The 15,920-nt window shown below is 59.3% G+C and carries 12 protein-coding genes; 11 read left to right on the forward strand and 1 reads right to left on the reverse strand.

The window, feature by feature from the left end; translation table 11 throughout:
• Positions 1-729: 729 nt before the first annotated feature.
• The 3 genes from ACS5Q1_RS29565 to ACS5Q1_RS29575 all read left to right on the forward strand — a co-directional run bounded on the left by ACS5Q1_RS29565 (position 730) and on the right by ACS5Q1_RS29575 (position 3,263).
• Positions 730-1,152 (forward strand): ankyrin repeat domain-containing protein, encoded by a 423-nt coding sequence (locus ACS5Q1_RS29565; protein WP_473101556.1) that lies wholly within the window; start codon positions 730-732, stop codon positions 1,150-1,152.
• A 721-nt stretch (positions 1,153-1,873) separates the two neighbouring features.
• Positions 1,874-2,077: a CsbD family protein gene (locus ACS5Q1_RS29570; protein ID WP_473101557.1), complete on the forward strand. Its 204-nt coding sequence runs from the start codon at positions 1,874-1,876 to the stop codon at positions 2,075-2,077.
• 958 nt (positions 2,078-3,035) lie between these two features.
• On the forward strand, positions 3,036-3,263 hold the full coding sequence (locus ACS5Q1_RS29575) for a hypothetical protein (RefSeq protein ID WP_473101558.1): 228 nt from the start codon (positions 3,036-3,038) through the stop codon (positions 3,261-3,263).
• 68 nt (positions 3,264-3,331) lie between these two features.
• Here ACS5Q1_RS29575 and ACS5Q1_RS29580 read toward each other — a convergent pair whose 3' ends face one another.
• Entirely contained in the window at positions 3,332-3,565 is a 234-nt protein-coding gene (locus ACS5Q1_RS29580; protein WP_473101559.1) for a hypothetical protein, read from the reverse strand.
• Positions 3,566-5,029: 1,464 nt separating this feature from the next.
• Between ACS5Q1_RS29580 and ACS5Q1_RS29585 the strand changes: the two genes are divergently transcribed.
• From ACS5Q1_RS29585 to ACS5Q1_RS29620, 8 genes are all read left to right on the forward strand, one after another.
• Positions 5,030-6,256 carry a multidrug effflux MFS transporter gene (locus ACS5Q1_RS29585; protein WP_473101560.1) on the forward strand — a complete coding sequence of 409 codons (1,227 nt, stop codon included), beginning with the start codon at positions 5,030-5,032 and terminating at the stop codon, positions 6,254-6,256.
• Positions 6,257-6,329: 73 nt separating this feature from the next.
• Positions 6,330-7,262 (forward strand): aldo/keto reductase, encoded by a 933-nt coding sequence (locus ACS5Q1_RS29590; protein WP_473101561.1) that lies wholly within the window; start codon positions 6,330-6,332, stop codon positions 7,260-7,262.
• Entirely contained in the window at positions 7,262-7,921 is a 660-nt protein-coding gene (locus ACS5Q1_RS29595; protein ID WP_473101562.1) for a DUF6064 family protein, read from the forward strand. Before ACS5Q1_RS29590 ends, ACS5Q1_RS29595 begins: the two co-directional genes overlap by 1 nt.
• Positions 7,922-8,201: 280 nt before the next feature.
• Positions 8,202-10,355: a carboxypeptidase-like regulatory domain-containing protein gene (locus tag ACS5Q1_RS29600; RefSeq protein ID WP_473101563.1), complete on the forward strand. Its 2,154-nt coding sequence runs from the start codon at positions 8,202-8,204 to the stop codon at positions 10,353-10,355.
• A 158-nt stretch (positions 10,356-10,513) separates the two neighbouring features.
• The gene (locus ACS5Q1_RS29605; RefSeq protein ID WP_473101564.1) at positions 10,514-10,720 is read left to right on the forward strand and encodes a hypothetical protein; all 207 of its coding nucleotides are present in this window, start codon (positions 10,514-10,516) and stop codon (positions 10,718-10,720) included.
• A 212-nt stretch (positions 10,721-10,932) separates the two neighbouring features.
• Entirely contained in the window at positions 10,933-13,920 is a 2,988-nt protein-coding gene (locus ACS5Q1_RS29610; protein ID WP_473101565.1) for an ATP-binding protein, read from the forward strand.
• Positions 13,920-15,140 carry a YcaO-like family protein gene (locus ACS5Q1_RS29615; RefSeq protein ID WP_473101566.1) on the forward strand — a complete coding sequence of 407 codons (1,221 nt, stop codon included), beginning with the start codon at positions 13,920-13,922 and terminating at the stop codon, positions 15,138-15,140. Before ACS5Q1_RS29610 ends, ACS5Q1_RS29615 begins: the two co-directional genes overlap by 1 nt.
• On the forward strand, positions 15,133-15,909 hold the full coding sequence (locus ACS5Q1_RS29620) for a TfuA-like protein (RefSeq protein ID WP_473101567.1): 777 nt from the start codon (positions 15,133-15,135) through the stop codon (positions 15,907-15,909). The genes ACS5Q1_RS29615 and ACS5Q1_RS29620 overlap by 8 nt, the downstream gene beginning before the upstream one ends.
• Positions 15,910-15,920: the final 11 nt, after the last annotated feature.

Here is a 15,920-nt window from a genome sequence, read left to right on the forward strand (position 1 = left end):
AAACATCGAGGCCATCGCCCCAAGTATCAAAATTGGTGATGCCCTGTGCTGCCCCCCCTATTTTATTGGTTGGTGGGTCACCCGGGCTGCCATGATCCCCCCATGAGTCGAACATAAAGGTCCCATTCCAATTGAGATACTGCATGGTACACGCCTCGCTAACCGCCGAGCAGTGCGCTCGACAGCTTAAAAGCTAAGAATTAACCAGGGGGTGAACTCTGGTTAATTCTGAAATGTAAGAAAAAGAAATTGTAATGACCTATTTGAGAATGAAAAGATAACCCTCAATAGGGCCTATTCGCTACCTCGATAGGAGGTATGGACTAATAATTTTGGCACTCACGATCCCATCATAAAAATTTACATAGGTTAATTTATTGGTTTAGTGCCTATTTACATAGGTTGGTATACTGCCTCAATACTCTAAGAATAGGGATACCCTGACGTTGATCTCCGATACTCCCATTGGCCCGCCCTTAGGTTCCGGCTCAGCCCATCCATGGACAGTTCAACTTGGTTGCCGCATGGCGTTCTCGATCTTCGACCTCGCTAGGCGTTGAGTTTTCGGAGGCTCCTGGTTGATATCAGGCCAATCCTCATCGTCGAAATGATCGGGCATAGCAGATCACAGCCCCTTCGCGCGTTCGATCCGGCACTAGGTAGCAAATATCACCAGGTAGCAGATAAATGACTGGTGACAGGATATTTTCCCCATTCTCACGTGAGGTGATGACCAGCGGCGCGATCATTGATGCCCGGGATGCTTACGACAGAACACCCCTGCACATTGCTGCGAGACAGGGTCATGTCGGCACGGCAAGACTTCTGCTGACCAATGGAACCGACGTGAATGCTTGGGCCTCCAATAAGCTGACACCTCTGCACCACGCGATCCTCAATAGCAAAACCGAGATGGTCAGGATGCTCCTCGACTACCATGCGGACATCGAGGCGGAGACCTCCAGCGGCGGTACGCCGATCTACTTCGCCGCTTCGTATGGGGTGACCGACATGATCGAACCCCTTGCCGCTAAGGGTGCCAAGCTCCAGGGGGCACGCAGGCAGGATGGCATGACGCCTTTATCGGAAGCTGAACGGAACGGCCACCAGGAGGCGGCTGACCTGCTTCGCCGTCTTGGCGCAACCCAATAGAGGTGAGGTCATCTCAAAATCCAGAAGTGAGCCGGGGACCACTAAGGAGCAGGATTGAGTTGGTGGCTTTTACTGCCGAATGCCGAATCGATCCATGCTATGAGCCTGGTTTCATCTCGCTGCTTCCGAGGATCAAAAAATGGAAATTGTCTCGACAAAGGCCGGTTCAACAAACGGCGATCGGACATTTCTGCCCGTTCTGGAGATCGACGCAACCATAGCGCGGTTGCAGGACGCTCGGAGCAGGTAGCCTTCAACGCTTTTGCCTAGAAGACGTCATTTAGTCCGACCGTAAGTATGCAAGAAAGACTGTGCGTACTCTCACAGACCAGCCATGCTGAGGTGTGCGATAGAGGATCATCAAGGACGATGGTCATGACTCAGAACGCACTTTCCTTCGTACTCGGCATAGTGGCTCCCCTTGCCATCGTCATGTGGGCGATCTTTCAATAGCTCACCACGCTTCCCCACACTCATGGCATGCTCCCGCTCCATCGGCACGTCCTCTAGCTTAACGCCCTCCATAGGCTCTAGCAGGCACCAAAGGAACTCGATCATCTTGGCAGCCTCGGCAGCAGGGCCTCCACCTCATGAGAATTTGTGACTTCTCTAATCGCGCTGATACGCCACTTTGATCCAAGTCAGCCCTTGACCTACCAGGAAACCATGTCCGTTCCCCGGCGTTACGGTGTAAGTGTCAGAACGGTAAGGGAGTCACAAAGTGGATTGGAACCGGGTTGAAGGCAACTGGAAGCAGGTCAAGGGCAAGGTCAAGGAGCAGTGGGGCCAGCTGACCGACGATGACCTCGATATCATTAATGGCCAGCGCGAGCAGCTCGAGGGCAAGATCCAAGAGCGCTACGGCCTCGAAAAGGACCGCGTCCGCCGGGACGTGGACGACTGGTATAACCACCAGACTTGGTAAGCCGAGAACAGGAAAAGGCCCCGACGGGGCCTTTTTGTTGTTGAGGCAGATGCCCGGATCAGCGGTCCCAGCGCCCCTCGACCCGTCGCTTGAAGCCAGGCATGTGTCCCTAGTCGGTAACTCGGTGCCGGGCGGAGCGGAAGTCTGCAGCCGGCACTGCCGCCTGAAACCGCCAAGCGCCTGAGTTTGTCTCAGTGCGCCTCTCGTCCATTAACATGGCAACGCCATAGTTGAACGATTTCGGGCAGAATTGTTTTGAATGGCAGAAAGGTTCATGCCTCGTCCGCCTCCGTCAGCCCCGACGCGCCTACTGCATCAGTCGCTCGACTTTACGCAATTGCGGCCCCATCGGACCCTCGTTGCCGTTCCAGGGCAAAGTGTGCCGCTGGGCTGGCGCGGTGTCCGGTATGCCTCAAGTCAGCGCGATTTGTTCAGGCTGTCGTCTCTCGGACCCTCGTAAGATGATTTTCCTCGTTAATGTCTGCCTTGTTTCCGCCGTATCGACTGTTAGCCTGAACGGACAAATTTAGAGGCCGATGCTTCCCAATGAAGAAACTCATCCTTATCGTTGATGAACGAGAGTTGAGTACCATCAGTGCCGCTCTTCTTCTCCTTCAAGAGCACGTCGATGCACTCCCGGAAGATCTCGCAGAAATGATTATCACGCACGGAACGTCCATGACGGCGTCCGAGGTCGAGCAACTCAGTCTTCGTCTTCGCGAAACAGCAAGACCGATACGAGGCTATTCTGAACGGAGCTTGCCCCAAGCGACGAGGGTTGTTGAGGCAGAACGGCTTCCTAGAATAACGATTCCCCGAAGCCGAATGTGAGCAGTGTCGTACCCCGGAGGTGCAATCCAAGTTCTCATAAGGGAATGTTTGGCTGCGCGGCGAGCACTTTCTGCCTTCTGTCCAATAGATACAATAAGCGCGATATATCCATCCGACAGGAGCTCCTATGAAAAAGGTGCGCAAGCTCTACGAAAGCTCCAGCGGTGACCGCTGGTACCTGATTGCAGATCCTTCAGGTTCTGTGTTTATCCGTCACGAGGCCAATATGGCTTCTGGAGGGCAAGTGGAACATGAGGAGATCGCGACCTTCCTGAGTCGCGGCGGAGGTCCGGAACAGCATGAACTGCTCCGGTTGATCGGAACTCTTGTCGAGGAGAACCCTGCCCACGCGTGACTCCTTAGCGAGCAGATCGGCTTAAGCGGCCAACGACAGGTGGGTCAGCCCCCAAGGCTTGTTTCCACTCAATTATCATCCTCTTCGGGCAGATACTCGATATCGCCTATGCCCCAAGCACGGTGACCGGCACGTCGCTCCAGAGCCTCCACCTGCCGCAGAAGCTGGGTCGCGAGTGCCGCTTCGCGCCGGAAGCCATCATCACCAGGGTCGCTCCCCAGACGCAGATGCATGTCACGGGCTCTCGCTTCAAGGGCGCGCCTGAGAGCGCCCAAGTGTTCTTTGTTCAGTTCGAGCAACATCGTGGTGAATCCTGCGTTGGGCCGATAGCCAACACCTCGTCCGTATATTTGCCACAAAGCCCCGCTCTTTGCGCATAAACGATCCTGAACAGGGCAAGGAAATAGGGGCATTCAGCGGCCAATCATGCCGTCAGAGAGAGTGTTCTAATGCAGGTCCTGCTCCCGAATGATACCCCAACAGTTACGTTATCTCTCCCGTCTCACCTTCCGGTGAATCAGTCACTGAACTCCTGTGACCTTCAAAGGCTCGGAGAGCGGCTCCAGGTCGCCTACGGTCCGGTCGAGGACACACTCCCGGCTCGGTTGACAGAGCTTGTAGAGCGGCTCGCGCGACGCGAACCACCCAAGGATTAGGTAAGCGACCAACCAGTTTCTCGGGTTGTATACTCAACCCATTGTAGTTCCATGCTTCATATACGGAAAGGACAGAACTATGGCCGGGAAAGCGCGTATGCGACCGTCATTCAAGAAGCACACCCGCCGCTACAGGGAGGTGATTGCCCCAGCCAAGACGCTCGAAGGACAGAAGAACCTTGCCAAAAAGCGGCGCTACGCCGACCGGCATGGTTAGCCGAACACAATCCCTTTCAGGTTCTTCAGAGCTTTATCGCATCGCTCGATGTGATCGCTGGCTCGCCGCTGCATCTCAACGGTATTCTGGCTGGGGTCATCGACCTCTTGCTTGCAGAACGGTCAAATCATTGGCTCGACCTCTTAGCTGACGGCGCGTGTCGGGCCAACGAGGATGCAAGGATTAGGATTCCTGTGGGTTAATGCCGAGCTCAATAGCGAGGATCACTGCTACGAACGCATGGTTGGTGGAGCCTTGAGGTTGGAGCATCGAGCGTCACACCAGGCGCGCTTCCGGCGTGAGGCCTCAGCATCACTGTCATCACCAAGTACATTGCCAAACGGGCGCCATCCAGACATGACAACGCCCCTGAAAGATACCGTGCGCCTCCCGCAGCGTTGGGCTGGCTGGCATTTAAACCCGCCGCCAGATCATGGGGGCTGAGCCGAGCAGACAGATCTTGATCTGCAGGAACTCCGGAACTTGAGACCGATCAGCAGCTCGGGTTTGGATGGGATGCGCTTTGACAAATGAAGGTGCCTCGCAGCCTTGCTTCGTCTGGCTGAAAACCTAGCACAGCCGACCCGTTACCAATCTGCCCACAAAACCTCATGCTCTCCGCAAAGTCCACGCTGGCCCTTGGGGAGATTGCTGCCATTCGGCAATTGGGCAGGGTAGGGCAGATCACAGGCGCAGAGCCGGCCTCAGACGATCTCGACTGCACCTCGCCTCTCAGATCATTACAGCCAGAATAGGGAGAATTTTGCAGGTGCTGCTCCAACTCGCACTCCGAATGTGTCGGTTGGATGCGAGCTTGTGCTACAAAGAGAGATCTCAAGTCGGCTCTGCGTTTAAGGTCGTTCACGACCGTCGCCTCAGACAATTAGGACATCATGACCCGTACCAGCGCTGCAGCGCCGCAGCTTGCCGCCAAGCGCTCCTTCATCGCCTTGCTCATCGCCGCCTCGGCCGTGAGCCCGCTCGGCATCAACATGTACCTGCCCTCCATGCCGGGCATGGCGCGGGCCTTCGGCGTCGATTTCGCCACCATCCAGATGACCCTCTCGCTCTATCTCGCCGCCATGGCTGTTGGACAGTTGATCATTGGCTCACTCTCCGATCGCTTCGGCCGACGGCCCATGCTCCTGATCGGGCTTCTCGGCTTCGTGCTCGGCTCGCTTGTCTGCCTCACAGCCCAGAATGTCGGGCTCCTGGTCGTCGGTCGTGTCGTGCAGGCGGTCGGCGGCTGTGCAGGAATTACCCTGAGTCGCGCCATCGTGCGGGACCTGTATGGAGGCAATCAGGTGGCCAGCATGATCGGCTATGTCACCATGGGCATGGCGGTGGCCCCCATGATTGCACCCACGATCGGCGGCGTGCTCGAGACGCTTTATGGATGGCGCGCCTCCTTCGTGTTCCTGACGCTGTTTGGCGGCTTGGTCCTGCTCGTCGCCTACTGGCAACTGCACGAGACCAACCACAATCGCGATGCTGCGGGCTCCATCCGGCACCTCATGCACAGCTACCTGAGTCTGTTCCGCTCTCGGCTGTTCTGGGGCTACACACTGGCCGCCAGCTTTGTCTCTGCCGTGTTCTTCGCCTTTGTGGCAGGCGCGCCCTACGTGATGATCGAATTGATGGGCCGCAGCCCGGCCGAGTATGGCTTTTATTTCGCCATCGTGCCGAGCGGCTACATTCTGGGCAACTTTGCCTCCGGCCGGTTCGCCGGTGGGGTGGGGCCGAACCGGATGATCCTGGCCGGCACCTGCGTGACGCTGGCCAGCGTCGCCGGCATGGCAATTACATTCGCCATGGGCTTCCTGCACCCAGCGGCTCTGTTCGGTCCTACGTTCTTCATCGGTCTAGGCAATGGACTGGTTTTGCCGAGCGGCATTGCCGGCGCGGTCAGCGTGAAGCCGGAAGTTGCAGGCGCGGCGGCTGGTCTGTCGGGCAGCCTTCAAATTGGGTTCGGTGCGCTTGTCGCTCCGGTTGTTGGTGCTACGCTCGGCGTCACCGTCTGGCCGCTGATCCTCATCATGGCCGTCTGTTCGCTGTTCGCGCTCGCCTCGTTTGGACTGGTAGCCGACCGGAGCAGGTCAAGCCCAGCAATCAGGCTGTGAAAGGGTTTGGCAGAACTGTCCGAGGCACGTAGGGTTTGATGCGGCAGGAGGCGATAGATCGGGAGATCTTTCGATGCAGCAATCACAGCCCCTCAGCCGCCGTAGTCTTCTCTGCTCCTTGGCGGCGACCAGCGCCACTGCGATGGTGTGGCCATTGACAGGAACTGCAAAACCAAGTCCCGTTCTCACCAGACCCATACCCTCGACTGGCGAGCCATTACCCCTTGTAGGGCTTGGCACCTGGATCACATTCAATGTCGGCCGCGACATCGAAGCACGGGATAGTTGTGCCGAGGTCATGCGCGCGTTCTTTGAGGCCGGTGGAAGCCTGATCGATTCCTCCCCTATGTACGGTTCGTCGCAGGAGGTAGTCGGCTACGGCTTGCAGAAGCTCGGTCATCCATCCCGCCTGTTCGCGGCCGACAAGGTCTGGACGTCGTCCGCATCCGCCGGACGAAGCCAGACTGAGGAGTCCCGCCGCCACTGGGGGATCCCTCGCTTCGACCTGCTGCAGGTGCACAATCTTCTGATCTGGGAGGCGCATCTCAGGACTCTGCTCGCCATGAAGGCGGCCGGCGAGGTGCGCTATGTTGGGATCACGACTTCGGAAGGACGCCGACATCGCGAGTTCGAGCGCGTGATGCGTGAGCATCCGCTCGACTTCATCCAAGTCACCTACAACATCCTCGATCGTGAAATCGAAGATCGCATTCTGCCCTTGGCCGCTGAGCGCGGCATCGGGGTCATCGTTAATCGCCCGTTCCGGCAAGGCGCCTTAATCGACCGCCTGGAGTCCCATCCGCTCCCGACCTGGGCGACCGAGATCGATGCACGAAGCTGGGCCCAGTTCATCCTGAAGTTCATCCTGTCACACCCGGCTGTAATTTGCGCCATCCCGGCGACAACCCGGGTAGATCACGTGCGCGAGAATATGACGGCGGCCACGGGACACCTGCCGGATGCGGCGATGCGGGCCCGCATGATCGCCTATGTCGAGCGCCTCTGATGGCGGACTGGTTGTCTTACACGCCATCGGATTTCCTGCTGTTTTCGGCCCGCACCTATTATCGTCTGTTCGAACTCTACAACCGGGCGATCTGGCCGGTGCAGCTTCTGGCGCTGCTGCTCGGGCTCGTCCTCCTGTGGCGCCTGCAGCGCACCGGACCTCAGCAAGGCTCGGTCGTGATAGTGATCCTTGCCGCCGGCTGGCTTTGGACGGCTCGGGCTTACCTTCTTGAGTATTACGACACGATCAACTGGGCAGCGCGGTATTTGGCGATCGCCTTCGTGGTCGAGGCGCTGCTGCTGATCTGGACAGGCCTCGTTCGCAACCGGATCTTGTTTCTGCCATATGGAGATTGGATCAGCCGAACCGGAATGGGGTTGGTTCTGTTCGCGCTTGCGGTGCAGCCATTGATTGGCCCGCTTGTGGGGCGTGATTGGCGGCAGGCCGAGATCTTTGGTGTCGCGCCCGATCCCACCGTGCTTGCCACGCTCGGTGTCCTCCTGACCGTGGACAAGCGGCCCCCGTGGGGGCTCATGATCATTCCGCTGATATGGTGCGCACTCAGTGGGGCAACGCTTTGGACGATGGGCTCGCCAGATGCCTGGGTCGTACCGATGGCAGCCCTTGGTGTTCTTGGCTTGGCAATCTATAGGGTGTGATCCGCGCGAGGGCAGGCAAACTGAAGCGAGGTGAAACTTCCTACGCCTGAGCGCCGTGCTGCGGCCGAGCCGCTGCCCACGATCTGGGTGATCGTGCAAGGCTGCGGATCCGGAGGCATTCGGAACCGGTAACGAACGATGTCTGCAGGACATGCGCTCACGAACGATGCGCCGTCTGTTCTGCAACTCCACAGCAGGACGGGAAGCCTCGATGCTCGGGCTTCGGAGCAATCCATGCTATCTTTGCGTCGATGAGGAGACGGTGCCCGGGAGAACAGCAATGGCACGTCGGCAGAGGCTTCATTCAATCATTGCTGCGATCGGCGCGCTCGGGTGCGTGGCAGTCGTTCCGACCCGGTTGTGTGCTCAGGATCTGATTGCCATCGACCCCGATGACATCGGCGGCGTGGTAACCGGACCGAATGGGCCCGAAGACGGGGTCTGGGTCATTGCCGAGACCACCGACCTGCCGACCAAGTTCGCCAGAATGGTCGTCACGGATGATCGGGGCCGCTATGTCGTACCCGATCTGCCGAAGGCCACTTACACGGTCTGGGTACGTGGCTATGGCCTCGTCGACTCGCCCAAGAGGACCAGCGCTCCCGGCAGGCAGCTCGATCTCCAGGCGGTGCCGACATCAAGCCAAAAGGAAGCGGCACAGTACTACCCGGCCATCTACTGGTATTCCATGCTCAAGATCCCGGAGGCGAGCCAATTCGGCGGCACGAGCGATATCCCCGACACCATCACGCAAGTCGACTGGCTCAAGCAGGTCAAGAACATCGGCTGCATCGGCTGCCATCAGCTCGGCCAGCACTCCACCCGCACGATCGCGAAGCAATTGGGCGAGTTCAGCTCGTCGGAGGAAGCCTGGATCCGCCGCGTATCCTCAGGCCAGTCGGGCGAGACCATGGTGAACCAGCTCGCTGGGCGCTTCGGCGGAGTGCCATTCCGATACTACGCTGACTGGATGGACCGCATCGCCAAAGGCGAGCTGCCGCATGCCAAGCCCAAGCGGCCGGAAGGTATTGAGCGCAACATCGTGGTGACCACGTGGGAGTGGCTCAACGAGAAGAAATACTTGCACGATCTGATCTCGTCGGACCGGCGCCATCCAACCGTCAATGCCTATGGCCCGTTGTTCGGCTCGGCAGAGTACTCCACCGATGCAATCCCGATCCTCGATCCGAGGACGCATACTGTCACCGAATTCGTGGCACCAGTGCGCGATCCCAATACGCCGGAGGCGCTCGGACCCGGACATGCCGCAAGCGACAAAGTGCTGGCGCCCTCGCCCTACTGGGGTGAGGAAAAGATCTGGACTACCAAGGCCAACAATCACAACGGCATGTTCGACCGCCAAGGACGGGTGTGGTTTGCCGCAACCGTGCGGGGCTCCAACAATCCGGATTTCTGCAAGAAGGGCTCCGACCATCCCTCGGCTAAGCTGTTCCCGCTGGAGCGGACGACCCGCTCTATCACGAGGCTCGATCCTGAGACGATGCAGTACACGTTCGTGGATACCTGCTTCGGGACCCATCACCTGCAGTTTGGTTATGACGTGAACGACACCTTGTGGACAAGCGGCGGCGGCCCGGTGGTCGGCTGGATCAATACCAAGCTATTCGACGAGACGGGCGACGCAGCCAAGGCGCAGGGCTGGACGGCGCTGGTGCTCGACACGAATGGCAACGGCCAACGGGATGAATATGTCGAGCCTGATCAGCCGCTCGATCCGATGAAGGACAAGCGCATTGCCGGAGGCTTCTATGCGGTGAGCCCGAGCCCGGTGGATGGCTCCATCTGGGGCTCGGTGGGCGTGTTCAACGGGACACCAGCGGTGGTCCGTCTGGATCCTGGGCCAAATCCGCCTCAGACTGCGCTGGCAGAAATCTACCACGTGCCGCGGCCCGGCTTCGGCATCCGCGGTGCCGACATTGACCGGCAAGGGGTGGTCTGGGCCTCACTGTCGAGCGGCCACCTGGCGAGCTTCGACCGGCGAAAATGCAAGCGGCCGCTCAAAGGACCACAGGCCACCGGTGATCACTGCCCGGAGGGTTGGTCCTTCCATCAGTACCCTGGTCCTGGCTTTCAAGGGATCGGGGAGAACAGCGCCGAGTCGAGCTACTATACCTGGGTTGATCAGCACAACACGTTCGGACTGGGCGAGGATGTGCCGATGTCTACCGCGAACCTGACGGACGGTCTGGTCGCGCTCAAGGGCGATCGGATGATCTCATTGCGGGTGCCATATCCACTGGGCTTCTATGCCAAGGGATTTGACGGGCGCATTGATGATCCCAATGCCGGATGGAAGGGGCGAGGTCTGTGGACCACTAGTGGTGACCGGACGCCGTGGCTCCGGGAGGGCGGCAAGGGCAGCAAGCCGGTCGTTGTGCACTTCCAGCTCCGTCCCAATCCCCTGGCCAAGTAATCTGGACGCGCAGCATTCTCTGAGCCACTGCGAGGAAAGAGCAGTGTACTATTCGAGCCATGAGTGCAGCTCAGACTGAACATTGCTGCAACAGAACCACTGGGTATCCAGCGGCGAACCCGGCCAGAGGCAGGCGCTCGGTCTGCTGACACACGTTGATGTGGAGCGGACGTTCGATACTGCCGCATGAGAAGATCGGCTTCCGGCCGGTGTTTCACGACCGGTTGCCGCAGGCCCATCTGAGCGATCTTGCCTCGAGCATCATGCCGGACAGGGAGCGCTGGCAGAGTGTGGAGCGTCTGGCGATGAACCCGACCCAGCTTGCTCCAATGGGTAAGGCCGCCCTGAGCCAGTATCTGTCTTAATCATCATGTTCTGACCCCATTATGAGCAAGGCAGCTAATCAAAAGATATAACCTAACTGGCGTGCTCGCGCTGCCGACCTTAAGTCCATTGTTGGGCGTTTGACCCTGCGATATAGTTTTCCAACATCTTTGGGAAAACTATGACAGGCAATCCGGTCACTATCGGTTCTGCGGATCCCAAGCTTGCGAGTCCTATTGGAGAGCGTCGACAGGTGACGGCGATGTTTTACGACATCGTCGACTCGACCTCACTTCTCAGCATGCTCGACCCTGAGGAATTCGCGGATGCGCAAAGAGCCATCCATACGACCGTTGCATCCATTATCCAGCGTTACGATGGATATCTTGACCAGATTGCGGGTGATGGCGGCTGTGCTTTCTTCGGCTATCCCGTTGCAACGGAAGATGCAGCGGAGGCGGCGGTTAGCGCCGCCCTTGAGATCATTCAACGTTGTAAGAACCTTGAGCAGGCGAGCGACAAAATTTCCGCAGTGCCGATGAGAATCGGCCTCGCCACCGGCACCGTGGTGGTCAACTCCTCTTCGGGAGTGGGGCTTCCCGGAGGGGTCGAGATCATTGGGCTGGCGGTCAACCTCGCCGCCCGTCTTCAGACACTGACAGCCCCAGACTCGGTCCTCGTATCGGAGACGACGCATCGGCTCACCCATAGCGCATTCCACTATCGGTTCGTCGACAATATCACCGTGAAGGGCTTCAGCGAGCCGCAGCCTGTCTGGCAGCCGCTCGAGAAGCGGGAGCTGGATTCAAGATTTGAAACGCGACGTCGCGCGGATACGCCTCTCGTGGCGCGGGTGCAGGAGATTGAAGTTGGGCTGCGCTGCTGGAGTGAAGTTGAGAAAGGAACAGGACGCATTCTCTTCCTGACAGGTGAGGCCGGTATTGGAAAGTCGAGGCTTGTATCCGAGCTTTCCCGGCACGTCGATCGCTCGAGCTGCGACAGACGGCTGTTCCAGTGCCAGCCTCGCGGCAACCGGCGTCCATTTCATGCACTCATCGACCGATTCATTCGCGAGATCCAGCACTTCACAGGGTTGGAGGAAGTGGATAACGCCGCTGTTCGTGCTTATCTCGCGAAGCTCGTTCCCGATGCCCGTCAGGAGAGCATCGACAGTTTGTGTCTTCTTGCGGAAGTGAGCCCTGGAAAGCTTGGGGGCGATATGAACCCGATCGATGTTCCAGGACAGCAATTTAGCCGAGCAGCGATCAGGGCCATGATCGATGTCCTGTCCGCCTGGTCTGCATGTAAACCGCAATTCATCATTCTTGAGGATTATCAGTGGGCGGACGCGCTGACGAAATCGTTGATTGCGGAATTGGCGCGTGGGATCGGCGGTATTCGGGCGCTGCTCGTCGTCTCGTCCAGAGAGCCTGTGGGCCCTGATCTGACCAGCTGTCCGGGGGTCGTCGTACAGGACCTTGCGCGATTGTCGTCAGGCAATGTCGCTCAACTGGTGGAGGAGATCTGGAAGCCGCACCCAGTTCCTCAAGGTCTCTCACACTTCATTGAGGCGCGGAGCGAAGGCGTTCCGCTCTTCGTGGAGGAGTTGGCATACCTCCTCAAGGATAGGTTCGGCTCAGCGCATAGCACTAAAGACTCCTGGGAGACCATGCTTGTCCAAGAAGGGGTTTCGACACTCAAGGATCTCCTCTTGGCGCGTATCGCCGGCCTGAATGGCGGGCGGCGGATCGCCCAGATTGCAAGCGTCATCGGGCGGGAATTCCTCTTCTCGCATCTGGTGGCGATTGCAGGCGGGATGCCGCATGACACGATAGCGAGCCACCTTGAAAGCCTTGTCGCGAACAATGTTGTTCATCCTGCAGGTGGGGAAGGAGAGGGATCCTTCCGATTCCGGCATGTGCTGTTTCAGGAAGCAGCATACGACAGCTTGCTGAAATCGGAGCAGCGCGAGCTTCATCGCCGGATCGTCGCCGCTTCGAAAGGCAGTGGTTCGCCGCAGCTGTCCGATGACGTCTTGGCCTGGCATTGCGAAAGGGCTGGCCTGTTCCAGGAGGCTACGCAATATGCTATCAGGGCCGCCGAAGGCTGCGCTATCCGCTCCGCTATGCATGAGGCCTATCAGCTTCTGGCATCGGCCGAAACCTGTCTGTATCGGGTTACGCAATCTTCCTCGACGGACGACCTCATGCTGCGCCTGCTGGCGACAAGAGGACCGGTCGAAATGGCTCTGTACGGGAGCGGATCACGCGAGGCCCGTCGCACCTACGAGGAGGCCATCGCCATCTGCAGGAGCAAAGGCCCGACGGATCGGGAGCAGTGGTTTCCGCTCTATTGGGGCTGGTGGATCACTTCGCCGAATTCCGAAGCGGTTGCGCGCTCGCAGGTCATCGTCTCCGATCTGGAGAAGACGTCTGACCCGGAGATCAGGCTTCAAGCGCTGCACTGTTCCTGGGCAACCCATTTCCATGCGGGCAACCATTTGGACTGTCTCCGATGCATCGATCAAGGTCTGCGGCTTTACGATCGGGAACGGGCCGTCCTCAATCGGACAAAGTATGGAGGGCATGACGCCAAGGTCTGCGGCCTAGCGGAGCGGGGACAGTCGCTCTGGTTCCGTGGTGATCGCGCGGCCGCTGCCAAGAGCGTCGAAGCTGCATTGCACTGGGCGGAGGAGATCAATCATCTCGGCAGCATCTGTCACGCCCTGGATGTAGCGCTCATCTTCAACCATTTCGAGAAGAACGGCCCCGAGGTGCTGCGGCTCTCCGCCAGGATGCGGGAGCTCGCCGCACAGCATGACCTTCCCAATTGCGAAGCGAAAGCTGATATCTTTTCCGGTTGGGCCCTTGCCCTGCAAGGTCATGTCACTGAGGGCCGCGGCAAGTTTGAGCGGGGCCTGAAGCATCAACTGAAAATTGGCACGGAGGAGGATCTCCCCCTTTACATGGATATGAGAGCCGCGACGCTCGAATGCGAGGGCCGCGACGATCTCGCTCTTCGGGCCATAGAGGAGGCGCTCGAGTATGCGAAGCGGACGAGCGATGTGTTCTGGCTGCCGGAGCTCTATCGGCGGCGTGCGGCACTTGGCGAACAATGCGGGCGCTCCGCAGTGCTCGTGCGACTCGATCTGGAGCGCGCACTCTCGCTGGCTGTAGCGCAAGGGGCCGAGACAATCGCTCAACGCGTTCGCGATGATCTCCAGCGCCTGGACCAAGGCTGATGCCGATAACTGGAATCCTCGCGCCTCACGTCCGTCATGTTCCCGATCTTCTCATAGCGGAAGATGGTGCGCCTGCCGCTTGTATCGATGCAGACGAACTGAGTTCATGGTTGCGCCTTCTCCTCCGAAACCGCCAGACTTTCGGCATTACACGTGTGGGCAGTTTGACCCGGCTCGACCGCATTGGCTTGCCCGTCGTGCAGGTCGCGAGGCCGCTTGCGCTCTCCAATGCCGTTTCCCAGGGAAAGGGTCTGGACATGCTCACGGCGGCCGCGTCCGGCCTCATGGAGTCTCTTGAAACATGGGCGGCGGAGCGCATCCCGGATGCAGTCGTACGCATGGCAGCGCCATTGGCCCTGGGCTTGGACTGGATGGAGCTATACGCCCCATGGGTCGACCCTGCCATGCAGACGAACTGGGCGTCGCGCGAGGTTCCGTTGATCGACGGCTGGGATCTAATCTCCTCCGCTCCCGGCGCTGTACCACTTCCCCTCGTCGATACGGTTTACACCTGTCCCGATCCACATCCGGCGGTCTTTCCGCGCGTGACAACGGGGCTGGGTGCCGGAAGGAGCCTGATAGCGGCGATCCTTCAAGCGGGTCTCGAGATCCTGGAGCGGCACGCATTGGTCGGAACGCGTCGCACACCATACTTCTACGAACGGTTCCAGATCGATCTGACGACGGTCCGCGAAGGAGACGCCGTGTCGCTGCTGCGCAGAGTGCAGGAAGCGGGCTTCGTCGTGGCGGCCTGGCGGGCGCAGGAAGCGCATCCCCTGCCGGTCTATCGCTGCCACGTGATGGAAGGCGAATGGCCATTAGAGCTGGCCCCGATGCCCGCTGAAGGATCGGCCTGCCGCTTCACCGACGACGGCGCTCTCGTCAGCGCGCTCCTGGAGGCGTGTCAGGCAAGAGCAGCCACCATCGCGGGAGCGCGGGAGGACCTGACGCGACGAATGTACCCGTCCTCGCACGAGCGGAAGCATCTGGCGGAATGGCGCAATCAGCTTCGCTCGAAAGGTTCGGTATCGCACGGGACGGATCGGCATGCTCCTGAAGGGAATGCCATGGGGCTGCCCATGCTCGTCGAGGCGCTGAAACAGGCCGGAGCGCGCGCGATCTTGGTAGTCCCTCTGTTCACTTCCCTAACGCTGGGAGTTTATGTGGTCCGCGTCGTCGCTCCGCCCTTGCGTCTATGGCCTGGAGGCCGGCATGGATAACCGGATCGTCGTCTTCCTGGGACCAAGTCTGCCACAGGAGCAAGCGCGAAATCTGCTTCAGGCTCACTATGCCGCTCCAGCCGATCAGGGCGATATCATCGAGGCCGTGCAATTGCTGCGGCCGCGGATTATCGTTCTCATCGATGGTGCTTTCGGCTCGGTCCCGACGGTGCGTCATAAGGAGATCCTGTGGGCTCTCGCTCAGGGCGTCGAAATCTTCGGGGCGTCAAGCCTCGGCGCGCTCCGCGCGGCGGAACTCGCGGGCTATGGTATGAGGGGCTATGGCCTTATCTACCGCTGGTATCGGTCAGTTCCCTTCGCCGAGGACGATGAGGTTGCGGTCGCCATGGCTCCTCCCGAACTCGGCGCAGGAGCGTTAGGCGATGCACTCATCGACATGAGGATCACGTTCAACCGCGCGGTGCGCGCTGGAATCGTTCCGCCGAACCTTCGCGAGCATCTGGTCGGAATCGCCCGCTCCACCCACTTTCTCGAGCGCAGTTACTCTCATGTCCTGACGAGGGCAGAAGCCGAGATCCCGGCACAATACGCCTTACTCCTGCGCAACCTGCAGGCTTGGCTACGCGATCACACCATCAGTCAGAAACGGATCGACGCTATCGGCCTGCTGCGCCAGCTGGCAATGCGAACAGGGACGCGTATGACGGAGGCCGTCCGCGCCCCTCGATTTCAGCTGACGGAAGCCTTCGTTCGGGATCTTGAAGACGCCGGATTCGACATAGGCCGGCTTGGTGCGCAAAGGGGGTAGTAGCCGTGACC

Source organism: Microvirga sp. GN3, from assembly GCF_055792825.1.